At 52.0% G+C, this 25056-nt stretch carries 20 protein-coding genes and 1 tRNA gene; 13 read left to right on the top strand and 8 right to left on the bottom strand.

Going from position 1 to position 25056, the window contains the following annotated elements; translation table 11 throughout:
• The first annotated feature begins 79 nt into the window (after positions 1-79).
• A complete protein-coding gene (locus tag SH302x_RS04095) occupies positions 80-364 on the top strand; it encodes a carbon storage regulator (RefSeq protein ID WP_479369237.1) in 285 nt (94 codons plus the stop codon).
• 193 nt (positions 365-557) lie between these two features.
• On the opposite strand, the gene SH302x_RS04090 is transcribed toward SH302x_RS04095, so the two are convergent.
• Together SH302x_RS04090 and SH302x_RS04085 are read right to left on the bottom strand one after the other, a co-directional pair.
• Positions 558-1892 (bottom strand): DUF1552 domain-containing protein, encoded by a 1335-nt coding sequence (locus SH302x_RS04090; protein WP_479367473.1) that lies wholly within the window; start codon positions 1890-1892, stop codon positions 558-560.
• A gap of 176 nt (positions 1893-2068) precedes the next feature.
• Complete coding sequence (locus tag SH302x_RS04085) at positions 2069-2803, bottom strand: TylF/MycF/NovP-related O-methyltransferase (protein WP_479367472.1); 735 nt, start codon at positions 2801-2803, stop codon at positions 2069-2071.
• 243 nt (positions 2804-3046) lie between these two features.
• Here SH302x_RS04085 and SH302x_RS04080 point away from each other — a divergent pair, with 243 nt between their 5' ends.
• The 5 genes from SH302x_RS04080 to SH302x_RS04060 all read left to right on the top strand — a co-directional run bounded on the left by SH302x_RS04080 (position 3047) and on the right by SH302x_RS04060 (position 11009).
• Complete coding sequence (locus SH302x_RS04080) at positions 3047-3919, top strand: sugar phosphate nucleotidyltransferase (RefSeq protein ID WP_479367471.1); 873 nt, start codon at positions 3047-3049, stop codon at positions 3917-3919.
• Positions 3920-4011: 92 nt separating this feature from the next.
• Positions 4012-7359, top strand: coding sequence for a UTP--glucose-1-phosphate uridylyltransferase (locus SH302x_RS04075; RefSeq protein ID WP_479367470.1), 3348 nt, complete (start codon positions 4012-4014; stop codon positions 7357-7359).
• A 285-nt stretch (positions 7360-7644) separates the two neighbouring features.
• The gene (locus SH302x_RS04070; RefSeq protein WP_479367469.1) at positions 7645-9204 is read left to right on the top strand and encodes a sulfatase-like hydrolase/transferase; all 1560 of its coding nucleotides are present in this window, start codon (positions 7645-7647) and stop codon (positions 9202-9204) included.
• A 108-nt stretch (positions 9205-9312) separates the two neighbouring features.
• Positions 9313-10458: an MFS transporter gene (locus SH302x_RS04065; protein ID WP_479367468.1), complete on the top strand. Its 1146-nt coding sequence runs from the start codon at positions 9313-9315 to the stop codon at positions 10456-10458.
• Positions 10459-10490: 32 nt separating this feature from the next.
• Entirely contained in the window at positions 10491-11009 is a 519-nt protein-coding gene (locus tag SH302x_RS04060) for a hypothetical protein (RefSeq protein WP_479367467.1), read from the top strand.
• Positions 11010-11106: 97 nt separating this feature from the next.
• Here SH302x_RS04060 and SH302x_RS04055 read toward each other — a convergent pair.
• Positions 11107-11179: transfer RNA gene (locus tag SH302x_RS04055), tRNA-Lys, on the bottom strand.
• A 195-nt stretch (positions 11180-11374) separates the two neighbouring features.
• Between SH302x_RS04055 and SH302x_RS04050 the strand changes: the two genes are divergently transcribed.
• From SH302x_RS04050 to SH302x_RS04020, 7 genes are all read left to right on the top strand, one after another.
• Positions 11375-12382: an ABC transporter substrate-binding protein gene (locus SH302x_RS04050; RefSeq protein WP_479367466.1), complete on the top strand. Its 1008-nt coding sequence runs from the start codon at positions 11375-11377 to the stop codon at positions 12380-12382.
• A gap of 124 nt (positions 12383-12506) precedes the next feature.
• Positions 12507-12737, top strand: a complete 231-nt coding sequence (locus SH302x_RS04045; protein ID WP_479367465.1) for a DUF433 domain-containing protein — start codon at positions 12507-12509, stop codon at positions 12735-12737.
• A gap of 122 nt (positions 12738-12859) precedes the next feature.
• The gene (locus SH302x_RS04040) at positions 12860-14365 is read left to right on the top strand and encodes a sugar ABC transporter ATP-binding protein (protein ID WP_479367464.1); all 1506 of its coding nucleotides are present in this window, start codon (positions 12860-12862) and stop codon (positions 14363-14365) included.
• A gap of 23 nt (positions 14366-14388) precedes the next feature.
• Positions 14389-15495: an ABC transporter permease gene (locus SH302x_RS04035; protein ID WP_479367463.1), complete on the top strand. Its 1107-nt coding sequence runs from the start codon at positions 14389-14391 to the stop codon at positions 15493-15495.
• A gap of 241 nt (positions 15496-15736) precedes the next feature.
• Positions 15737-16834, top strand: a complete 1098-nt coding sequence (locus SH302x_RS04030; protein ID WP_479367462.1) for a DUF1573 domain-containing protein — start codon at positions 15737-15739, stop codon at positions 16832-16834.
• Between the two features lie 643 nt (positions 16835-17477).
• Complete coding sequence (locus SH302x_RS04025; protein ID WP_479367461.1) at positions 17478-18434, top strand: hypothetical protein; 957 nt, start codon at positions 17478-17480, stop codon at positions 18432-18434.
• 5 nt (positions 18435-18439) lie between these two features.
• Positions 18440-19756: a hypothetical protein gene (locus SH302x_RS04020; protein ID WP_479367460.1), complete on the top strand. Its 1317-nt coding sequence runs from the start codon at positions 18440-18442 to the stop codon at positions 19754-19756.
• Positions 19757-19854: 98 nt separating this feature from the next.
• On the opposite strand, the gene SH302x_RS04015 is transcribed toward SH302x_RS04020, so the two are convergent.
• The 5 genes from SH302x_RS04015 to mscL form a co-directional block, all read right to left on the bottom strand.
• Entirely contained in the window at positions 19855-20337 is a 483-nt protein-coding gene (locus SH302x_RS04015; RefSeq protein WP_479367459.1) for a nucleotidyltransferase family protein, read from the bottom strand.
• 55 nt (positions 20338-20392) lie between these two features.
• Positions 20393-21637 carry an MFS transporter gene (locus SH302x_RS04010; protein ID WP_479367458.1) on the bottom strand — a complete coding sequence of 415 codons (1245 nt, stop codon included), beginning with the start codon at positions 21635-21637 and terminating at the stop codon, positions 20393-20395.
• 5 nt (positions 21638-21642) lie between these two features.
• Positions 21643-23310, bottom strand: coding sequence for a permease (locus SH302x_RS04005; RefSeq protein ID WP_479367457.1), 1668 nt, complete (start codon positions 23308-23310; stop codon positions 21643-21645).
• A 190-nt stretch (positions 23311-23500) separates the two neighbouring features.
• Positions 23501-24205 (bottom strand): zinc ribbon domain-containing protein, encoded by a 705-nt coding sequence (locus SH302x_RS04000; RefSeq protein WP_479367456.1) that lies wholly within the window; start codon positions 24203-24205, stop codon positions 23501-23503.
• Positions 24206-24376: 171 nt separating this feature from the next.
• A complete protein-coding gene (gene mscL, locus SH302x_RS03995; protein ID WP_479367455.1) occupies positions 24377-24862 on the bottom strand; it encodes a large-conductance mechanosensitive channel protein MscL in 486 nt (161 codons plus the stop codon).
• Positions 24863-25056 lie beyond the last annotated feature (194 nt).

Genomic DNA, 25056 nt, shown 5'->3' with positions numbered 1-25056 from the left:
TTTAGGTTCCTTTGCAATTTTTGGCACAATTGAAATCACAGCATTATCGCTCAGCAAGAGCACGGAATTCACGGAGGTTATGATGTTGGTATTAAGTCGCAAAGAAGGTGAACGAGTTTCCATTGGCGAAAACGTGACCTTGGTCATCAGCAAGATTTCTGGCAACCGAGTGACAATCGGAATCGAAGCGCCCAGAAACGTAAAAGTGGTTCGAGGGGAATTGGATTTAACTCCCGCAGATTTCGGCGATTTAGCCGTCTCGGTTTCCGCTGGCACAGAAAGCTCTGGAAAGAAGAGCAAAGTGACTGTGGATATGAAATCCTTGGTTAATGCAGCCAGCACCAAGCTTCGTCACGTTGGCTGATAGAATCTGCCACGGTCTACAAACTTGCTGCTGAATTCCCGTTGATAACAAAAAAAGCCGTGTCATCGTTTGATGACACGGCTTTTTTTGATGGAGCAGATTCTTAATTTCGCTACAGTGCGAGCAACGCTGATCGCGGTGCTTTGCACGCTTGTCTTGGGCGCCGGCGGCGGTCAACCGATGGCCGAGCGACTTAGCCAATAGGCAGTGGGCCGGTGCTATCGCCGATTTCTTTAATGGGAGCCCCAGCCATTTCTGCCATACTTAAGAACAAATTGTTCAGCGGGGTGTTCTCGCCAGTTTCGACGATTCGGCCGCCGCTGACTTTGCCGCCGCCATGGCCAGCTAACATGATCGGCAAGTTGTTGTGGTCATGACGATTCCCGTCGCTGATCGAGCCGCCATAGACAATCAAAGAATTGTCCAGCAAGCTGCCTGATTCCCCGTCAGGAGTTTCGCTCATCCGGTCCAAGAAATAAGCGAATTGTTCGCTGTAGTAGCGGTCAATTTTGCGAATCTTGGAAATGCTGTCTTGATCATTTTGGTGGTGGGACAACTGGTGATGACCTTCCTTCACCTCAATCATTGGGAACGTTCGATTGCTGCCTTCGTTAGCCAACATGAATGTGGCCAACCGAGTCGTGTCGGTGCGGAAGGCCAACACCATCAAGTCGTACATTAAGCGAATCTGTTCGGTGCAGTCGGCAAATTGCTCAGGTGGCTCATTGACGTCAATGCCGCGGAGATCCACGGGTTGAGCCAATCGATCCATTCGCTTTTCGATTTCACGGATGCTGGTGAAGTATTGATCCAGTTTTTGCCGGTCGCTGATACTGACCGTTCGCATGAGTCGTTTCTGGGAGTCCAAAACGCTATCGATAACGCTGCGGCGAATCGTACCAGTTTCGGCATCATGTCCACCAAACAATCGCTTGAACGCACTATGTGGCTTGACTTCCTTGGACATGGGCTGGCTTTCGGAACGCCAGGAGATGTTGTTCGAATAAGCACATGAGTACCCCGAATCGCAATCGCCAGCTTGGCGACCTTCCTCGGTTCCAAGTTCAATCGAGGGTAATCGAGTGGCTTGTCCGTACGAGTCGGCTAAGACTTGATCAACGCTGCGGCCAACTTTGATTTGACTGCCAGCAGTTTTCAGAGGATGCACGCCGGTTAGGAACGTAGCGGCACTGCGAGCGTGATCGCCTGGTCCATCGCCTAATGCAAAGCCGTTCATTTGAGCCAATCCGCGGAAAGCTGTCAGATGCTGATGGTGGCGGGCTAGCGGTTCCAAGCTGGGCGTCACAGTCCAGTTTTTGTCGTCTGATTTCTTTGGCAACCATTGTTCGGCGTTGGTGCCGTTGGGAAAGAATACCCACGCCAGTCGCACTGGTTTCGATTCGGCGGCAGCCGCACTTGCAGCGAGTACTTTGGTCGCGGGTGCCATGACTTCCAACATGGGAAGGCCCATTGCAACGCCAGCGCCCCGCAATAGAGTCCGCCGAGATATTAGCTTTGCAGTATTCATAAAATTCCTCGTAATCCGACTAGATCGCACTCTGGCGAGTGCATCGGCATGGTGGGGTAAGGAAAGGCAGGGATTAAGGTTTCCTTGGTCTTATCAGACTTTAACCGAGGAAACCTTCACAAGTTTCACGCAATTATAGCATTGTGAGCCTTGCGATGGTAGCAGCAAACCGCGTGTTACGCGATTTCGCGGATTTGGGACGCAGAGTCTTTACGCACGAACCAACTGCCGCGCTGGCGCTGGGTGCAATACTGAACGATATCGCTTTTCTCAGCAAAAAACTCATCGACGGCTTTGGCGGCTCCAGGCCATTTGGATGAACTATAATCGTCGAAAACGACCACTCCGCCTGGTACTAGACGGTTGTAAAGTACTGACAAGCACTCGCGATAGGATTCGTAAATGTCGCAGTCCAAGTGGATAAAGCAAAAAGAATGTTCGGAAAATTGGGGCAGGGTATCTTGGAAGTAGCCTTTTACGGTTTGCCCTCGAATACCAAAAGCTGCGAAAAACCGCTGCAGCCGCTCGGGCGTGTCATTACACATCTGAAACTTGCGCTGCACCAGCGGCATGAATCGCAAGAAGCCTAGATCCACGCGGCCTATGCGATCGCGAGGAAAGCCTTCGAAACTGTCGAGCCCGTAGAGTGACTTTGCGGGGGCTTTGGCGGCCAATGTCAACCCAAGGCGTCGCAGCGACATGCCGCGAAAAACACCGCACTCAATGACGTCGCCAGGCAAATGCAGGGTAGACTCCAGCAGCGCAATTTTGGAATCTTCGCCGCTGAGTTGTTCGAAATACCCTTTCGCCTGCTTCCGGCCGCTTTCCGTTTCCAGCAAGCCATCGAGCTCGTTGTCAAACTCTAGACGTTTGAGATCTTCACGACTGCGGGGTACGGGTTGCGTCTTCATGACATTGCTTTCTGAAAAACCGGGGATTTCTGACGCTTTGATTAGCAGATCCCGCACACAAGAGTCAATAGATTTGGCTTCTCAGCTATCCTGGGCTGCTTTGGCCCCTACGATTAGAACTTGTCGATAAAGTTTACTTCTTCAGCGACGCCGGAATAATTGGTTGTTGTGGTTTATCGACTAAGATGGACACAACCGAATTCCGCTCGACCGGCCATCATCCTTCGTTTTTATTCCGACTCTATGCCCATCGCAATCCAAAAAGCCGTTATCACCGCGGCCGGTCCCGGCCAAAACACACTCCCATTACAACGCTTAGTCGACCGTGACGGCGTCGAAAAATCGGCTCTCGAATTAATCATCGAAGAAGTCGCGGCGGCTGGTATCGACCGAATTGGAATTGTTATCCGCGACGGTGATCAAGATGCGTACAAAAGCGCCGCCGGCAAAGCGGTCGACCAACTGGAATTCTTGATTCAACACGAACCGCGGGGCTATGGCGACGCGATCTTGTGTAGCCGACGTTTTACTGGCGGCGAAAATGTTCTCCATTTAGTCGGCGATCATATCTTTCTCAGCTACTCTCAGCGTCGCTGCGCACAGCAGCTTTTGGACATCGCTCGCCTGGAAGGATGCTGCGTTTCAGCCGTACAGCCCACACGCGAAACCATGTTGCCTTATTTTGGTGCCGTGGCAGGACAACGCTTGCCCAGCTTCGACGACTTGTTCGAAGTCAAAATCGTGATGGAGAAACCTACGCCAACGCAAGCCGAACAGTACCTGACCAACGCAGGCTTTCGCAGCGGGACCTACTTGTGCTTCTTCGGTATGCACGTACTAACTCCGGGGGTGTATGCTGCCCTCGAAGAACTTGCCGAAAAAGCCGACCAACCAGTCCCCTTAGCCAACGCTTTAAATCTGATCGCATCGCGTGAACGTTACCTTGCGCTTCAAATCGACGGCCATCGACATAACATTGGTATGAAGTATGGCTTGCTGCAAACACAACTTGCTCTGGGCCTTTCGGGCGTTGACCGCGACGTGATCCTGCGAGAAGTGGTCGAAGTCATGGCGACGCAACCGCCAGCGGCCAACCCAGCGGCCAACATTGCCTAAACGCCTTGAATTGCAGTCGTGCCAACTACGCAAACGAGTGCTACAACAACATTCCCGATCGAATTTCATAGCCACACTGAGGAGTTCACCTGGTGGTGATCACAAAACCCAATCAAGCGGAACGATTCATCAGCACAATTACGGCCGAAGAATCAAGCCTGCGTGACCAATCCTTTGAATCGCTGTGCAGTAACTTATCAGCCGACGACCTATTGTCCGTAGCCGCTGGGCTTGATTCCTTCCGACGCAGCACAGGAAACTTGTATCATCAAGTCCGCGCGATCTTCTACTTGACCGCTTTGTATCGTTACCAACTGCCCAGCAAACTAAGCGAATCGCGGACCTCCCATTTACCCTACGATGCCTATGAAAAGATCCTGCAGCGTCATAGCGGCGAAGCGATTGATCGTCTGTTGGAGGAACAAGCCAACCAAGGGCCATCGCATCTTCTCTCCAGTAGCCTTTCGAAGGCGTACCATCAGCTCGCATTTCAACGTTTGGCCGACCAAGTCCGTCGAAGCGTCAAGACTGTACGCGGCAACCAATGGATGTTTCGCATTGGTCACCCCGCCGACTACCCACTGCGTCTAGACAAACGCCTTTTAAAGCGAGCTGACGAGCAAGCAGCCTATCCGCTGTTACATGAACAAACCAGCGTCCGCATGGACTTTTCGCATTCGGGCTGGAGTGACATTTTCTTTTTGGGCATGGATTTCCCCGAAGGCGCTCGCGTGGTTAATGCTTCGATCGATCTAGCAGTCGAAGGCCGCGATGCGACACCTCAGCCTCCGGTGCAGGCGTTTGTTCGGGTCATCGATCGCCCTGTGCTCCGTTTGGTCAGCGTCGATTTACAAGCCGAAGTAGAACTGACCAAAATTGATGACGTGTTCGATTTCGCCAAAGACTACTTGGGATTGCTAAAAGCCGCCGTCATCGCGTCGGGCGTAATCCCCCCCGGCATGGAAGGCTGTCATCGTGATATGTCGGAGCTGCTGCAACAGCTCACAGGTGCGCCCAACTTGGGATTGGAAGTCGTTTCCATTGTGAACAACATTCCCAAAGGATCGCGACTTGCAGTTTCCACGAACCTTTTGGGCTCCCTGATCGCGGCGCTCATGCGAGCGACCGGACAAGTAGCAGGCTTCACAGCACCACTTACCACCGATGAACGCCGTTTGATCACGGCTCGTGCAATCTTGGGCGAATGGCTCGGCGGCTCCGGTGGCGGTTGGCAGGATTCCGGAGGCATCTGGCCGGGAATCAAACTGATATGCGGTGCCGTTGCTAGCCAGCATGATACGGAATACGGCATCAGCCGCGGACGTCTGTTGCCGCATCATGAAATTCTAAGCGAGGATCGTATTTCCGCTGATGCTAGACGCAAACTGGAAGCAAGCTTAGTTTTGATTTACGGCGGTATGGCTCAAAACGTGGGGCCGATCCTGGAAATGGTGACCGAGAAGTACCTGCTGCGATCAGAGAAAGAATGGAAGGCCAGGCAACTAGCCATCACGATCTTGGATGAAATCGTCAGTGCGCTCAGCCAAGGGGACATCCGCCGCGTTGGGGAACTGACAACGAAGAACTTCACTGACGCTTTGCAAACCATCATCCCTTGGTGTACCAACAGCTTTACCAATCGTATGATCGCCCATTGCCGCACGCGATACCAAGATCGCTTTTGGGGATTCTGGATGTTGGGTGGCATGTCCGGGGGGGGCATGGGTTTCCTGTTTGATCCGGAGGTGCGTGATGAAGCTCAAACGTGGCTGCAATCCACGCTGGTCGCCACCAAGCGAGAGATGGAAAAAGAACTACCGTTCGCGATGGATCCTGTCGTCTTTAAGTTTGCCATTAACGACCAAGGTACCGCAGCCACTTTGCTCGAGAACGACGCAGCCATGCTGCCACAGTCGTACTATGGTATCTGCGTACCCAAATGGATGAAGTCAAACTTGAGAGATCTCTCGCCGCAAAGCCAACGCGAGTGGATGCGATTGAGCAAACGGATGCGGGAAGATGCTCAGGCTTCGCAATGGATGCTTGACCGAGTTTTACCCAGTTTGAGTTCCGCATCGGGGACACCGCAGGAATTGAAGAAACTGCTCCGAGAGAATGGATTTGATTCCATAGCCCACCAAGAGTTGCGTGATGCGATGCTGAGTGGTCGTATTGGGCTAGCACAAAACCGTCTGCCACCGCAAACCACAATTGAAGACGTATCGAGCGAACACATTTTGGATTTGCGCGACGCCTCCTCTATTTCATCGTTCCGCGAATTAGGCCAACGCGCAATCGTCGATGGGCAAATCGCAGTCGTAACTTTGGCGGCAGGCGCTGGCAGTCGCTGGACAGGTGGCGCAGGCGTGGTAAAGGGGTTGCACCCTTTCTGCCAGTTCGATGGACAACATCGCAACTTTATTGAAGTTCATCTTGCAAAGACGCAGGCGGTCAGCCAACAGTATGTGACGCGTATCCCACACGTGTTCACCACAGGCTATTTGACGCACGAACCGATCCAAGCCTACTTGAACCAGCATCTCAGCCGCCAGCAACACCAACATGTGTATCTATCCAAGGGCATGTCGGTCGGATTGAGACTCATCCCAACGCCGCGTGACTTACGCTTTCTATGGGAAGAGATGCCGCAACAAATGCTGGACGAACAGCAACAGAAGGTTCGACAAAGCGCTCAGTCAGCTTTGTTGCAATGGGCTGAATCGATGGGGCCAGCCAATGACTACACCGACAATGTTCCGTTGCAGTGCATGCATCCGGTCGGCCACTGGTACGAAGTCCCCAATATGCTGCTCAATGGCACGTTCACCAACCTGCTACAACAACAGCCGCAGCTCAGGTATCTGCTGCTGCACAACATCGACACTTTAGGAGCATCGATCGATCCTAGCGTATTAGGAGCACACATTGACAGTGGAGCGACATTAAGTTTTGAAGTGATCTCTCGTCGTATCGAAGACCGTGGCGGTGGCTTGGCGTTGGTCAACGGTCAACCACGCCTACTGGAAGGCCTCGCGATGCCCGATGAACGAGACGAGTTTAAGCTGACTTACTACAACTCGATGACAACCTGGATTCACATCGATGGCTTACTTCAAGCGTTTGGTTTAAATCGAGACTCACTGCAAGACAGCGACGCGGTTCGGACGGCAGTGCGTCGCATGGCTTCGCGGCTGCCAACTTACATCACGATCAAGGATGTGAAGAAGCGTTGGGGACAAGCCCAAGAGGACATCTATCCCGTGGCCCAGTTTGAAAAGTTATGGGGTGATATGACCAGCCTCCCGGATATCGAAAGCCGCTTCTTTGCGGTACCGATCCAACGCGGGCAACAACTGAAAGACATTGCTCAACTAGATGGCTGGGTTCGCGATGGCTCGTGGGCTTACGTCAACAGCCTCTGTAGATGGTCTGCTTCGTGAACGGGGCATTGAGCCGCTTGCGGGAGCAGATGGTGCGACGGAGGACATATTCCCCAGCGTGTGATAGCGTCTGTTATAATGGGCTGCTGATCGACCAAACGCTATCATCCCATTCCGCACTTGACCGTCGCCATTGCGACCGGAGAATCGTTAAAAATCCCCGGTAGCAATCGCTCCAATCCCTCCCACAAGGCCCCCATCATGCCACGTTGCCTCTCACTGTCGGCTCTGGTTCTCTGTCTCGCTGCTTGCACCACGGCGACAGCTATGGCGCAGGAAGCGCCAATGCACAACAAACCCAATGTCTTGTTGATCTGTGTGGACGATTTAAAGCCTACGCTGGGATGTTACGGCGACTCATTTGCAAAAACGCCGCATATCGATCGCTTAGCCGCCAGGGGACTACGATTTGACTTTGCGTACTGCAACCAAGCGGTGTGTTCGCCGTCACGAAACGCTTTGATGACCAGCCTAAGACCACAGACATTAGGCATTTATGATTTGCCAACAAACTTCCGCAAGTCTGCGCCCAACGCCGTTACACTCGCTCAACACTTTCGTAATTCGGGTTACAGCGCCCAGGCTCTTGGCAAGATCTTTCACGTCGGACATGGCAATACCGATGATGTGGCTTCTTGGGATAAACCACTCTATCGTTCGAAAGCGAAGACCTACGCCGAAGCTACCCAGTGGAAATCAAAGGATGAAGCCAACCCCAAAGGTGCCGCAATCGAAAGCGCCGATGTCGCCGACGAAGTGTACATTGATGGCGATGTTGCGATGGAAGCTTGTCGTCGAATCGAAGCGGCCGCCGCAGAGTCAACTCCTTTCTTCATCGCAGTGGGCTTCGTTCGTCCGCATCTGCCATTCACGGCTCCTAAGAAGTACTGGGACTTGTATCAGGCAAACCAGATTCCGATGCCGCAGGTCACACAAGCCCCCGCACTAGCGCCAGACTACGCAGCGACCAACTCGGGAGAATTGAGAACGTATTCGGGAGTGCCGGAAAACGGGCCAGTGGATGAAACACTGACACGACAACTGATCCACGGTTATTACGCAGCCACCAGCTTTACCGATGCTCAAGTCGGCAAAGTATTGGATGCATTGGATGCTAGCCCAGCGAAAAACAATACGATCGTTGTCTTGTGGGGCGACCACGGCTGGCATCTAGGCGACCATGGTCAATGGTGCAAACACACTAATTACGAACAAGCCGCCAGAATCCCATTGATCGTTTCTGCCCCTGGCCTAGCTTCCAACAAGGCCACTCAATCGATGATCGAAACGGTTGATATTTATCCAACGCTGGCAGAGCTTGCGGGCCTGCCTGCTCCTATCAATGTAGATGGCATCAGTTTCGCGAAGGTTGTGGAGTCACCAACCAAGTTGACCCGGGACAGCGTGATTCACGTTTACCCTCGCGGAAACCGATTGGGACGAGCCATTCGCACTCCGCAATACCGGTTGGTCCAGTGGAAGGTTATCAATCAACCTGCAGAAACCGCAGAGTATGAGTTATACGATTACTTGAATGATCCACTGGAAACCAAAAACATCGCTAGTGAAAACTCTGCCGTCCTGAAACAACTGCAAGCGATTTTAGCACAACATCCCGAAGCCAAACCGCAATTAAAGATCGAAACCGCAACTCAGCCAACTCCCGCGGTAAAGCCGGATCGCAACGCGATGTTTACGCGACGGGACCGCAATAACGACGGCCTGCTGACCTTCGAAGAATTCATGACTGGCCAGCCAGATCCAGAACAAGCCAAAGGACGATTTGGCAAGTTCGACAAGAACGGCGATCAAATGCTGACTCGAGAGGAGTTTGTGGGACAATGAAAGCGGACCGTTAGCGTTCGACTTGTGATGCATGACAAACTGTGCCAGAATGCCACCTCATTTTGGCGGCCAGCTCCGATGCACGCATTGGTTAGGATCTGATTGAAGATGTTTTTTGTAAAGCTGATAGCAGCTTTGGCCTACATCAGCTTAGGTTTACCCGATGCCATGCTAGGAATTGCTTGGCCGGGTCTTCGCCGTGACCTCAACATTCCTCTGGATTATCTCGGCTTTCTCCTAGCGTCAACGTTTGCTGGCTACCTTATCTCCAGTTCACTTGCACACCGATTAGCGAGAAGCGTTGGCATAGGCTGGCTGCTGGTGCTTAGCAGTGGCACCATGACGCTCGTTGTCACAGGCTTTGCGATCAGCCAAGAGTTTCTATGGCTTGTCATCTTAGGTTTTTGCGGGGGCTTTGGTGGCGGTGCCATCGATGCCAGTTTGAACAGCTTCACCGCCCATCGATTTTCGATGCGCATGGTCAACTGGTTGCATGGTTGTTGGGGTATCGGCGCGTTTTGTGGTCCATTGGTGATGACCTTTATTTTGGTGCAAGGTTACTCCTGGCGTTGGGGCTACGCGTTCGTAGCGACCGTATTGGGGTGCACAACCATCCTGCTGGCCAGCACGCGCAAACAGTGGGCTTACGCCGATGAAGATGACCATGACAAACATCCGTTATCGTCACTGAAGACCGTCCTGCTGCATCCACAAGTCCTTGGCCAATGTTGGCTGTTCTTTATTTACACGGGAGTTGAGTCAACCGTGGGGCAGCTATTGTTCACATTATTTACGGAAGGGCGGGGCGTTAGCGACGGAGTAGCGGGCCTTGCCGTCACCGGCTACTGGGTCGCATTCACTGCAGGTCGCTTTGCCATTGGACAGTTGAGTATCCATTGGTCGGGCAAGCGCATCTTGCTGATCTCCGGTGTCATTACGCCGCTGCTTGCGACGATGATTGCATTCCCACCCCTGGCGCATATCGATTTGGTGGCCGTTGCCTTGTTGGGAGTCTTTATTGCGCCCGTGTTTCCAACGTGGATTGGGCTTACCCCTCAAAGCGTTCCGGCCCAGTATGCTTCCCAAGCGATCGGATTTCAGGTGAGTTCGGCGGCTATCGGAATCGCCGTTCTGCCGGGCTTGATTACGGGCATTGCTAGCCGCGTGAACCTGGAGGCCATCGCGATTGCGCTGGTGCTGTTGACCACATTGCTGTCGATTGGACAATCCAGACTGCTACGATCAATCACGTAGCACGAGTTACTTTTGGCGATTCCTAGCAACATATGTCGCGTTGGCTCGACAACCATTCAATCGACGTCCCATTTGAGTCCATTCTCTCCAGCACGCAAGCTGTTTATGCTCCATATGGGATACGCGTGGAATTCGGATCGGGTGAATCACTGCTGTTAACTCCCGCCGAACGTGCGAAATTTGAACAAGTAGACGGTCAATGTAAATGGAAGGTGACCGATGGTGAATACGCAGAATTACAACGATTGGGTAGCCCGGTATCTACCAGCGATGTGCTGATTTACTTTGTAGATAGATTTTCAGAATCGCTCAACGGTTGCGGTGGGCATCTGGTCAATCGCCCCGCTTGCATTGTTGCCAAAGCTGGCACGAATTGGTGCACGGCCCATGAAGTTTGCCATGTGCTGCTTACATCCAGCTTTGCACCAGTCCACATCAATGACAATGCAAACTTGATGCACCCCGTAGATTTTGCACGAGCCGCAACTCCTAAGCTCACCGAAGCTCAAGTGACCAAGATCAAGGCCTCGCCGCTTCTCCGCAGGATGTAGTCAATGCGAAGCAAGTTCTTAATCGGGAATACCCGCACTAGTCCATTCAGTGCATAAAAAAACCCGGGAACCAAAATTCCCGGATTTTTCTTTGAAGTGCCCCCGCAAGGACTCGAACCTTGGACCCGCTGATTAAGAGTCAGCTGCTCTACCGACTGAGCTACAAGGGCATCTAGCCCGATGATAATAAAGAATGCACCGCTTTCTTGCAACCTCTTGCCGCAAAGTTTTCAACGCAAATCTCGGGCAAGCGTTTTCTCGCTAAAATAACGCCTTGGGCAGATCACTGGCCAATCACTTGACTGGCAGTTCGAAGCCAGCTCACTTTCCTTGCCCCTCTCCTTGCCTTACCAATCGAATTCGCCATGCATTGTCAAAAACCTTACCAAGCAACACCTAGCCAACGTGCCCTCATGACGGTTGCTATCGCACTTGTCACGTTCCTAGCTGGCTGTTCCCCTTCGAACTCATCGTCCACTTCCACGACCGCTCCGGCCAGAGCTCGCATTGCCGTTATCCCTAAAACAACGGCGCATATCTTCTGGAACTCGGTCAAAGCCGGAGCCGAACAAGCGGCCAAGGAACTGGACGTCGAAATTGTCTGGAAAGCGCCGACCAAAGAAAGCGACCGAGCCGCTCAAATCCAATTGGTCCAACAGATGGTAGCCGATAACGTTCAAGCCGTCGTCATCGCACCGCTGGACTCGAAAGCTTTGGTAATCCCCGTCCAAGAAGCAACTCAAGCGGGCGTCCCTGTCGTGATCATCGATAGCGGATTGGAAGGCACCATCGGCACCGACTATGCAAGCTATGTAGCCACCGACAATCGCAAAGGAGGCGAGTTGGGTGGTCAAGCGCTCGTGGACGCATTGGGCGGCAAAGGCAAGATCGTGATGATGCGCTACATGGTCGGGTCGGCCGCCACGATGGAACGCGAAGAAGGCTTTCAATCAGTCGTCAAACAAGCAGCAGATATCGAAATCATTTCCGATTCACAATACTCGGGCACGACGTCCAGTGAAGCTCAAACCAAGGCACTCAATATGATCGACACTTTAAAGCAAGCCGATGGGATCTTTACTCCAAATGAATCATCCACCGATGGCATGCTCCAAGCGCTGCGCAAAGAAGGCTTGATTGGCAAAGTGAAATTCGTCGGCTTTGATTCCTCGCCGCCGTTGATTGACGCGCTGCGAAACGGCGAGATCGATGCCCTGGTCGCTCAGAATCCAACCAAGATGGGCTACATGGGAGTCAAGAATGCAGTGGCAGCGATGCGCGGCGAAAGTTTTGAAGCCACCGTCGATACCGGTGTCGTGGTCATCACGAAAGAAAATCTGGATTCCCCTGAGATTCAAGATTTGCTGAAATAGAAGTGACGGTTACAGTTTCTGGAGAAGCTGGCGATGCAACGCAACAACATGCTGATGCAGTTTAAGTCACGGAAGGGTACAATGCGGTTATAAATCCTTTGCTCCATACTTTGATTCTATCATCATGACTCCGTTCGACCGAATTACGATCAACCCCAACCAAATGAACGGACAACCATGCATTCGCGGAATGCGTCTGACTGTTCGTCGAGTGCTTGAGACACTTGCTCTCTATCCTGACCGTCTAGAGCTAGCGAAAGAATACCCAGAGCTTGAAGAAGAGGATATTCGTCAGGCTTTGGCATATGCTGCTGCTCATCTAGACGACAAAGTCCTCGAACTTCATAGCTCATGATAAAGTTTTTGCTGGACCAAGGAATTGCACGTTCGGCAGTTGCCCACCTACGTGAATTGGGAATCGAATCCGAACATGTTGGCAATCCATCGATTCAGAAATGAAACAACTGCTGGAAAGACATGAACTCTGTCATCTTGCAAATGCGCAACATTCGAAAGGCGTACGGTGCCACCCAAGCGCTTGATGGCGTCGACTTGGATGTTCGCGCTGGCGAGATCCACGCTTTGATCGGCGAAAATGGAGCCGGCAAAAGCACGCTCATGAAGATCTTGTCAGGCGCCATCAGGCCCGATGCAGGCTCGATCACCCTGGACGGCAAACCTTATCAACCAACCAGCCCCAGCCAAGGTCGTCGCAGCGGCATTGCGATGATCTATCAAGAACTTGCCTTGGCTCCGCATCTCTCGGTGGCTGAAAACATTTTTCTAGGTAATGAACCGAAGCTTGGTCCGCTGGTCAATCGTCGCGAGATGCTGCAGCGATCTCGCGAAGCTCTCGTCCAAGTGGGTCGACCGGATATTGCCCCCAACCAGCGCGTGGACCAGTTGAGTATCGCGGATCAACAATTGGTTGAAGTCGCGCGGAGTGTCGCGACAGGTTGCAAAGTCCTGGTGCTGGACGAACCAACGAGCAGTGTGACCGCGCGCGATGTCGAAAACCTGTTCGCTTTGATTCGCCGCTTGCGAGATCAGGGGATCGCGATTGTGTATATCTCTCACTTTCTCGAAGAGATCATGGAAATCAGCGACCAGTACACCGTGCTGCGCGATGGCCAATCCATTGCGTCAGGACAAACGCAACAAACCACGCCGCCAGAGATTGTATCCAAAATGGTAGGCCGCCAGATTGACGAACTTTACCATCGTTCGCCGCGTGAGCCGGGGGAGCTTCTGCTGGAGTTAGAGAACGTCAACGGCTCGCATTTGCCACAAGATGCTAGCCTTCAACTTCGGCGTGGTGAAGTATTAGGCATTGCGGGTTTGATTGGTTCGGGACGAACCGAGTTGCTGCGAGCACTCTTTGGATTGGAGCCCGTTCAAAATGGAGTTGTCCGAATTGGGACATCGACCGCCCGCTCGCCCAATCAAATGTGGGGCAGGGGAGTGGGTATGGTCAGTGAAGATCGTAAGCGTGAAGGGCTAGCGCTGAATCTATCGATTGCTGAGAACATCACCCTGCCTAAACTGTCCGGACTTGGGCCAATAGGCTTGGTGTTACCCAGCCGTCGACGCAAGGTTTGCTCACCTATCGTCCAGCAACTAGCCGTCAAATGCCGTTCGGTTGACCAGTGCGTCAACGATTTATCGGGCGGCAATCAACAAAAGGTCGCGCTGGCCAGATTGCTTCATGCCGATGTAGACGTCTGGTTGCTGGACGAACCCACACGCGGTATCGATGTCGGTTCGAAAGCGACCATCTATCGACTGATCGACCAACTGGTGACCACGCCCGGCAAGGACGGAAAGAAGAAAGCAGTACTGATGGTCAGCAGTTACCTACCCGAATTACTGGGAACCTGCGATCGTATTGCCGTCATGCAGCGTGGCACATTGATGCTCGCCAAACCCGCCTCGCAACGAAACGAACACGAAATCATGCTGGAAGCCACTGGAGTCACGATTTGAATATGCCACAGCCAGCTTCGCAAATGAAACGTCAAAACACAGCGATACACTGGATCAGCAAGCTAGGCCCAGCGATCGGCTTAATCGCAGTATGGTGCTTGTTCGCCGCGCTCAAAGGCAGCGGTTTTACAGCTTGGTCCAACCATCGGCTGATGCTGTTGCAAACGGCGGTGGTCGCTACCGCAGCGATCGGCGGGACCTTAGTCATTATTGCCGGCGGTATCGATCTGTCGGTTGGATCGGCAATAGCCTGCGGCACAATGGTCTTGGCTTTGTTGCTGCAGGCCGGCGTGCCCGCAGTGCTGGCAGTATTGCTGAGTATTATGACAGGCTTTGCCATCGGGCTTGCTATCGGAGCCATGATCACAGGCCGGGTATTGACTGTTGCATCGGTTGGGGCGGGAGTTTTTTTAGGATATGCAATCTTAACCCGCGTACCATTTCCCGTGGCAGTTTTAGTAGGCCTGGGTTCAGCCATCGCATTAGGGATATTGGCTTATCGATTTTCCCCCAAGATTGAATTGTCTCCGTTCATTGTCACGCTAGGCTTATGGGGCGCGCTGCGTGGAGTTGCGAAGGGGTTGGGAGATAACCAACCGATCTATCCAGCTCAAACATGGATCACCGACCTCATGCGAACCGGCAATGAAGGCCTGTTTCAAATCTTAGCGCCGGGCGCGTGGCTCATGCTGCTGCTAGCTGTAATCGTTGCCGGTGTCTTGCGATACACGCAGTTTGGTCGGCACGTGTATGCAGTGGGATCCAATCAAGAGACCGCTCGACTGTGCGGCGTTCATGTGGAGCGAACGAAGTTGCTGGTGTATGGGCTGGCGTCTGCGCTCGCGGCCGTAGCGGCGGTGTTGCAATTCGCTTATATCAATGGAACAGGTGACCCAACGACGGCGGAAGGTTATGAATTAAAGGTCATTGCATCGGTAGTCATTGGTGGTGCGTCGTTATCGGGTGGCGAAGGCACCATCTTGGGCACGATCTTAGGTGCCTTGATCATGACCGTGGTAGATAATGGGTGCACTAAGTTAGGCTTGGACAATTGGGTACAAGAGATTGTCACCGGCGCGATCATCGTAGCTGCTGTGGCGCTGGATCGCTTGCGACATCGCGGCAAGTAAGGTGTAAGGTGTAAGGTGTAAGGTGTAAGGTGTAAGGTGTAAGGTGTAAGGTGTAAGGTGTAAGGTGTAAGGTGTAAGGTGTAAGGTGTGAGGTGTGAGGTGATGGACACCCCCCAGCGAAGGCACTTAAAGCCACGTTAAAGAAATTCTTCGGTAATTCCGACACCGCCATTGTCAAAAAAAAAAAACAGGTGTACAATTTCGTGCTCATCGACAAGTCTTCCATCTGTAGGAGGCCCTTATGGCACGCGTTTGTATCGTTGCGATGACCGTACTTTCATGTTTCAGCATACTGCGGGCTGAATCCTCCGATGAAGTTCAAATTCGCAAGATCTTCGTTGACGTAACCACCGTCGCTTCTCCGTATTCAGCCGGAAATCTGGCGTATATCGGAAAAGTCAAAGCGGGCGCGAAATACCAATTCGAGATTACATTACGGAATCAAATTGGCAAAACGCTTGACTTGGTCGCCGTTGAATCATCTTGCGACTGTGTCGATGCATTGGTACCGCGAGGGCCGTTCCCTGATGGCGGCGAAATCAAATCGGTCGTACGAGTCAATGTCCTCCGCGCTGAAGACAAAGATTATGTCCAGCACTTCTCTGTCACGACCACTGACAACCAGCGAATTGCTGTGCAGTTGGTTGGCGAACTGGAGGGCATGGCCACCATCAAACCACGGACGGTCTATGAAACCATTGGGGAATCGGAAGAGAACATCACGTATCGAATCCCATTGCTGATCAGCCAGGATGTCGATGTTAAAAAACTGAAGCTTGAAGCCAGCGGTGAACTGGCGACGGGTGACTATCGAATCGAAAAGCAAGGCGATCGTTTCTTTGCGGTCTGCGAAACGTTTGTGGGCGACGCCGACGGACTAACTGGGGAACTATGCCTGTCGTTTGATGAGCCTGAGACGACAAAGTCTTATACGATGGTTGTGATTTCGCGGGATAGCCCAGTCAAGCTAGTGCCTGAAACAGTGCAGATGACGCAGGCCACCGTCAATGAGTGGACTGGATTTGTGATACTTAACTTTCGTGGACTGTCCAAATCTAAGAAAGCGGCTGTGAAGGACTCCGACATCTCTGAAGCCGTCCCCACGGTGACGCTGAGCATTCCAGGTCAGTCCGATCTTAAGATCAAACCCGAACTTCAAAGATTGGGCAGTGGAATTTACCGCATCAATCTGAGCGGTGATTTCCAGCCTTGGTTTCTGGCTCAGCAAACCGCCAAGGCCGATGCGAAGGAATCAACTAATTCAAGTCGATTAAAGCTTAACTTTGATGTCGTTGTATTAGGACAGTCATACACTTTTTCGCGTTCTGTTCAGTTCTAATCTTTTGAGGGTCGTTCACTATGGTTTATCGAATCGCAATCAGTTTATTGGTAGTTCTTGGATTAACGCCCTACGCAGATGGACAACAATATGGCGCGGAGTTTTGTTACAAGATGAAAGGGGGCGCATGCCATACCTTTGAAGCCGCAACTTGTAGTTCCAACCCATCGGGCTACAAGTCCAATCCGCCTGGCTACGGAACAAATTGCAATGCTGCAGCAAACAGCGGACATCGATGCGGTGTTGTTGAAAATTTCATCGGGAATAATAATTGGATTTCACGACCAGTCCTGATCGCACCGACGGAAAGTGGACTTGATACGCCATATAATATCAACAATTATTATAATCTTCCGCCCGAGGATAAGATCCATTGCGGATCGTACAACAAGTGTTTCTGTTTTTACGCCGAGGGTGCCTCTCCGCCCGGTAGTTGCCAGACGGTAGCAAATCCGCCCTCGTTCCCGATAGAATTCGAGGCGGATTTCGGAATCCAAGGCCAAGAATGCCATGGCCCACAAAGCGGTTATGGAGGCGGGGGGTATGGTGGAGGTTATGGTGGTTAAAGGATTCGAAATTCATGTCAACCTGTTGGTAGCTCAGACAGAATTGGTGCTCCTGTTTAGCGAAAGGTGGTAAAGCCGTGCGAATACTAGCAATTTTTTTCCTTTTTGGAGTTGGTGCTTGTTTGGAGAGCGTTGAGGCCCAAGAGGATTTAGAGTATCGCAGCCTGCTGGAACTTCAGCGAGCTAATATATTGGCAGCAGAAAGGTTTGAGGTCATTGGATATCATCATTTTGTGCAGTCGCCAAAGCAACCAGATGATCGGTATTTGAATAGCAATGTCGATTCTTATTTCCACTTGTACGTCGATAAGCCTGCAAATTTTTGTGTATATGGTTCGTACAAGATCCTCGAATGGAACGGCAAGGCCTATCAGCAGTTTGCATCGCCCGAAGTCAGAGGCGAGTTGACTTATTACGCAGATAATGCAGATCACTGGATACAAGATGTGTCGGCGGGACATCAACGATATATAAAGAAGGCGGACAGTTTTGAGGATTTCCTCATCAACTCGAACGTCCCAGCAGTGGAAGCGACACAGTTTAACGGGGGTGTCGACAATCCGAGACCCCGTGAGCCACTGGAAGTGTATCTCGACAAAGTAGTCGACTCACAGAAGGTCGCCAAACTTCGAAAATTGGCGGACGGAACACGACTTCAGACGTACGAGCCGGAATCGTCCATTCTTCATCAAGAGTCTTGGATCGATAAAGTCACTAACCATACCACCCGTCGAAAAGTTTACCTCGTCGACGGAGGCAAACGTGAACACATTATCGACACGCAATATGAGCATCGAATCATCAACGGATTGGTGGTACCCATCAGCATCAAGCAACACCGGCTGAATGATAAAACGCTTTTGCCAAACGGCAAGGATTTTCTGTTTACCGAAACCTTCAACAACACCACGCTCAAGTGGGTTCAATGTAATCCAGAAGAGTTCCAGCGACCGTCAGCCGACCAAATCAAAAAGATGACGCAAAGCTTGCTGGAATTAAAAAAATTCTGCGAAGGTAAGTCAGACGAGGAATGAGCCCCATGAACAAGCTGTGCCTTCGATGCATAACTTCATTCAGCCTCTGGATTTCGCTTGCTTCAACAACCTTCGCACAAAGTCAACTCGAAGGTCTGACCTTATTGCTCATCGGCGAAGATCCTTCTCGCACAACGCAAATCGAAGAATGCGTCAAAAGACACGGCGCTGAGTCCGTCACGACCCAAAGGGTCAGCGAATTTAAAGTTCCTGTTTCCGATGCATTTGATGTCGTCGTCCTAGATTGGCAACAGAGAGACTACCAACGCTTTTCCAATTTTCTTGGCCCCCGCGCTGAATGGACCAAACCGATGCTCCTGTTGGGGAGCGCGGGACTCAATGTCGCCAAGGATTGGCAGACCCTAGGAGGCGTCGGCTGCACATGCCTTCATCCCGTCCTCATCAACTGGGATGCCGAACACCCGATCTTTCAACAAGTCACTAGCAAAGCTCAAACCTCAAGGCTGGAAGATGACAAAGAAGAATTAACCGATCTGAATCCAACCAGCTTGCGAATCTCCAACAGCGATGACTCGTCAAGTCTAGGATGGTGTTCCTATTCGCTTACATTTGACGATTATCCAGAGGTAGAAGTTTTTTCAGGTGGCATCAATGACAAACAAGCCAGATCTGCGGCCATTTGGCGGCAGGGCAATCTGATGCATTTCAGCTTCGCGGAACTGCCTAATCAACTAAACGATCTAGGCATTGAACTCCTCGTCAATTCGATACGCTATGTTTCCCAGTTCACCGAGGATCGCCCAATAGCTCACACCCCGAGTGTCTTCAAACAGCGCATTGTCCACTGTCGCGAGGTCAGCGCATTTGAATTATCGCAGCTAGTTGAAAGCTCCTCATCGCAGCTTGAGCTTGTATTGCATTCAGCCGACTTAGCGGACATAAACTCGCTTCCGACCAAGAGCGACAAACTTACCTGGATACAAAATCATAAACGTTACTTTAGCAAGGCTGAAGGCAATGTGATTCAGGTAGACAGGGTGTTGATGAACCTTGAAAGGGAGTTTTCCGATATTGCAACAGTTGAATACTGGATTGAAAGACTTGACGCTCCCGATTCCCAAGAGGTAGCAAACGCAAAGCATTTTCTTGCGCAATACGTAGCGTGCGGACCTTCCGATAGCTGGGACAGGGGGGTGTGGGATACGTGGTTGAAGGAAAACAAGGATTACCTATTTGCTTCCGAAAATGGAGATTACCAGTGGTACATCGATCCACTAGCAAAGAAACGCCGAATTCCACTCAAGTACTTCATTGGTGAACAGAGAATGGATGGCGCAACGCCGGTAACGAAGAATGAATGAGTACCTGATGCTGTAGAGCCGTAAGCAGTTTATTCGCTGGCCCGACGCCTCTGCGTGAACAATGCCGGCAAATCATAGTCTCGGCTTATTAGACTTCGTTACTGTTCTGGATTTTCAATCAACGACTTGAGCCGTTCGGATAGCGGTTCGGGAAACTTCGTGAGCCAGCTTTCGTCAATCAAGCCAACGTGAATCATGTCTAAGATATGCACACGATCTTTGAGCCGAAACGAATTGAGCTTCATTCGCACCAAACGTTCTAAAGGAAGGGTCCGAATACCATCGCCATATGCAATTGGATCAATGTCAGGATTTGCTTCAAAGTCGTCGACTTTCACCATGCGGTTTGCCAGAACAATATGAATAGCATAGCGAACCGAATCCGCTTCGCCCTCCAGGAACATATCCAGCCCAGCCGCCTTGCGATAATGAAAGCCATGCTCTGACATCACGTGTTTGACGTTTTCTAAATCCTCGGGGCGAATGAGCACGTCGACATCATTGGTCGCACGCACTGCACCGGGATCAACCTGGGCAACCCAAATGCGAACCGCATTCCCGCCCACAATCGCAAACGTCATTCAGTAACCTCTAGTAAGATGCCTACCATCATAACACTTTAATTCGGCGATTGCACTATTGGCTGTCGTCCAGCTTGCTCAGTCGAATGCCGCTGGTGGCGGCGTTGATGATCGGTGTGGCGATGCCAGCGATCACAAATGCGGCCGGCGTCCCAAACTGCTTGGCGACCAACCCCCACACGACCGCTCCAATGGCGATCCCCAACGACATCGTCGTCAAATACAAGCTCATGCCACGTGCCCGATAGCTGTCCTGCAAGTTCAACTGGATCGTGGCGTTGAGCGTCGTTAAAACGCCCATCCAACCTAATCCCATCGCGAACATCGCCACCGCCGCCAAATACACATTGGTGCTCTGCGCGATAGCCACACAGGCCACTCCATAAGCCAACGAAAGAAATGTGATGATCGCGTTGGAACTAAACCGCGCTCGCAGCGATGGAAGAATGAACGCTCCGACGACCGCTCCCAACCCAAAGGCGGATATCAACATGCCTTGGCCAAAGGTATCCAGCCCATACTGCTGTTTGGCGATCAGATAAATCAATGACCAAACAACTGATGCTGGCAAGAGAAACAAGATCAATCGCAGATAAACGTTCCTCAAAACGCTTTGCCCTAGCAGGTAGTACAAGCCTTCCACGATCGAGCGCGACACCTTCACTGTGGGCCGCTTTGCCTCATGTGTCAGCTTGGTTCGCTTCCAAGTCAACAGGACCAGCATCACTCCCACAAAGGACAACGCATTGAGCCCAAATGCGATCGCGAAACCAATCAAACCAATCACCAGCCCGCTGACCGCCGGGCCTAAGCAACGTCCAAGATTAAAACTCAAACTGCCAAGCCCCACCGCCGCCGGAATCTGGTTGCGTGGCACAATCTCAGGAATGACGGACTGCCAAACTGGGACATGAAAACACATCCCCAGTCCAATACAAAACGTACACACCAATAGCAACACGGGGGTCATCAAATTAGTAGCCGTCAGGATGCACATCATCGCGGTGACAAAGCACAAGTACATCTGCGTCGCCAGCAACATCCTGCGTCGATCCATGCGATCAGCCAGAGTCCCTGCCCATAGCGCACAGCAAAAGATCGGCAGCGACATAGCGGTTCGAACCGACGCTACCCACAACGGCGAGGGTTCTAGATGAGTCATCAGCATGCCGGCGGCCGACTCGTGAATCCAAGTGCCTAAGTTCGAAACACCACCTGCCACCCAGAACGACGCAAACAGCTTGTTGCGCAAGGGTTCCCAAGGAGACTGGAGAGCGGGTTTTGATTTATCGAACAACACGAAACTTAACTGCCCAGCGGCTCGGCCGGGTGCTCATGAACATTCCCGTCATCGGGCAAAGCTTCCGGCTTGGTAAACACAGACCATACCAGAAACGCCACAGCAGTTAAACTGTAACCAGCGAACAACCCCCACATGTACTTGGCGGTTTCAGCGGACAACCGCCATGATTCAGAAATGGAAGCATTGGTCGTCGGCAGAAAGAGCCCCGAATCGGCTCGCGGTGAATGGATCACACCAAAGAGCGTGAGTACCGCCCCAATCCCAAAAGCGATCGCCGCAGCTTGCAGTCGTCGGTCAATCGCGAACGCGAGCCCCGAGGCCCACACCAACGACACCATAATAAAGCCATTAGACAGCAGAATCGCGGTTGTGATATTGTGCCCCAGTTCCCCGCCTAACGTCTCGGGTGTGACGCCCGCTTCCACCAGCAGCGGATGCCCCAACATTTGTTTGACAAAGTGGACCGACAAGAAAGCCAACGCGGGGACACACGCAAATGCAACCGCTGGGTAATGACGCTTCGGCGTCGCCAAGAAGCTTTGCGATGTAATTTCTAATCCAACGAAGACCAACAGGGGATACACAGCAGCTTTGGGTATGTACGTGTAAAACAAAGTGAACAGACCTAACAAGCCAATTACAATCATGCAGATGGCAGTCGCCAGCGAATAGGCCGCTCGACCACCCATCGCCTTGTAAGCTGGATGTCCGATGTACGGTGTGGTTTGGATCACGCCGCCTAGACAGCCTGCCGCGATCGTAGCGAACGCTTCGACTCCAATAACGTGATTGGTTTTGTATTCATCTCCAACGGCTGCCGCACTTTCGGTGCAATCAATGCCTCCGACAACGGTCGCCAAGGCAAAAGGCAATGCGACCGGCAAATAGTTGACTGCGATCTTCCAATCGTTAAGCCACTGGAATGACAGGGCTGAAAGCCACTCGGTCGATGCTAATGCCAGTTCCGTCGGCGGCGGTGGCGCGACGGGTAGTAAGTTAGTCCACTTCATCACATAGTAAATAAAGCCGCTGACGACCAGCGCGACTACCGACCCTGGAATCTTCCACGGCATTGGGATGTGGCCAAGCAGCGAAACCAAGACGATCGAAAGCGCGACCATGCCGACCGCTGGAACCAACATGATGTCCAGCAAAGGCAGGAAGCTGATGACGACCAGCGCGATCGCGGTCAATGAACCCAACAAGCCTGCTCGAGGCACGATACTGCGCACCCATTCGGAAAAGAATGAACACACCAGCTTGAAAAAACCGCTGGCCACCATGCACAGGATGCCTACGTGCCACGCTTGGGTGGCCGCTTCCGTTTCGCTTAGTCCGGCAGCTTTGGCCGCCACGAAAGCTGGCCCGAGCACCAGAAACGTAATGCCAAAAACGCTGGGCGTATCCAGGCCCAGTGGCATTGCGGTTACGGTTGTCTTGCCGGTCCGCTTGGCCAAACGAAAAGCCATAAAGAAGAACCAAATGTCTCCGATAAAGACACCAATGGCGGTGCCGGGGATCATATGTTTAATAATGAAATCGGCTGGGATTTGAAAGACGCCGTTGAGCAGCGACAGAATCAAAAACAATCCGGCAACGTTATCCAGCAGTAGACCAAAAAAAGCGTTGATGTCACCAAGGGCTGCCCACTGGTACTTCTTGTCTTGCATACGCGGTTCTCACCTAGAGTTCATAGAAGAAATTGGATTGGCATCGTACAAAGGGCTAGGGAGAGGAGCTTTGTCCGGAGAGGGCCAGCGGTTGCCATCATAACTAGCAAAATGCGACTTGCCGACGGCTTAACGCACAGATTTCTAGCCCGCAACGTAAATAGTGTTCGAGCTATCGACCAGCGGACCGCTAGATGGCTTGGTAGACCAACCGTCCGCAACTGGTGCAGCGGACTGCTTCACGCATATGCAACTGGTCTAAAAAACGTGGCGAGAGTTGGGTGTAGCAACCGCCACACGAAGAACCGTCTTCCAACGCCGCGAGAGCATCGTCACGCATGGTGATGACCAAGCGATCATAGGTTGTCCGCAGTTCGCCCTGCAAAGCTTTTTCGGCCACGGCCAGTTCCGCCATGACTTGCTGAAGGTCCGATTCCAGACGAGCCTTCGATTCCGCCACCTTGGAGTCAACTTGGCTCAAATCCAACTGGCTTTTGGCTTCTCGATCCAAGAACTCTTGCGTTTGGCCTTCCAGGCGGTCGATTTCTTCGAGGGTCTCGAGGATTTCGTCGGCCAGCACACTGTTGGCTTGTTGATCGGCAGCGATCTGAGACTTCAGCGCTTGGTATTCGCGATCCCCCTTGGACATGTTCATTTTGACTTCCAAGTCATACAGTTTGGCTTCCCGCTCGCGCATCTCCAGTTGTTTTCGGTCGGCCTCCATCCGCTTGCTCTTAATCAGATCGCGATGTTGCTTCAGCGACTGGGCAGCGGCGCTCAATTGCGATTGTGCGTGAGCCAGTTGCTTGGGACCGCGGGCTAGCTGCGATTCAAGATCTGTCCGCTGACGCCAAACACGATGCAAGCGTTGGACAATTTCAGCCGTATGTGCCATGTACCGAAAACCTAGTCGAGGGTGCAAAAACTTTCAGGCTGATTGTAGCTCAAAACGGCGTCTTGCATAATCGGTACTTCAGAAGGTGAGAACGCCCAGACCAGCGGAGTAGCGTTGGTCAGGGCGCTCCATGAAAAGTGCGGACCCTTTCAGCAGCGAGCGTGAACCCGATTACTCTTCAATGCGGCGCGGCGTAGAGCGGGCTAATGAATCGCGGATTTCTCGCAGCAGCAGAACGTCTTCGGTCGGAGACGCTGGAACCACCGGTGCCGGTACTTCTTTTTTCTTCATGCGGTTCAAAACCTTGATCGCAAAAAAGATCGAAATGGCAACTAGCAAGAAATCGACGATGGTCTGGATAAACGGACCATAATTTAGAATTGGATACTCTTGCAGTTTCATAATCGGCGAACCATCTGCTGCTAATTCCTTGCTGCCGTCGGGTAGTACATTAGGTGCTTCGGTCGTAATTCTCAGTGCCAGCTCGGAAAAGTTTACTCCGTACTTGGCGGTGATAAGGTTCAATGGCGGCATGACAATGTTGCTCACGAAGGAACTGACGATTTTCCCAAACGCCCCTCCGATGACCACCCCGACAGCCAAATCGACCACGTTGCCACGCATGGCAAACTCTTTAAACTCTTTGATAAAACTCACGGTTGTGCTCCAAACTCGACTTTGTATTTCGATCCACGATAGATAAAGTCTATGTACAAACCACAAGCAGGCAACAACTGTTTAGTAAAATAGAACTCAATACCGCAACGATCATCGCGAATCCAATTACAATCGCTTCAAACTCTGAAACCCTATTTATCTTCCCAGCCTCTCACCCTAAGAGCTTGATGTAC

It is taken from the genome of Njordella calcicola, assembly GCF_056494125.1.
This window is presented reverse-complemented; position numbering and strand designations above follow the sequence as displayed.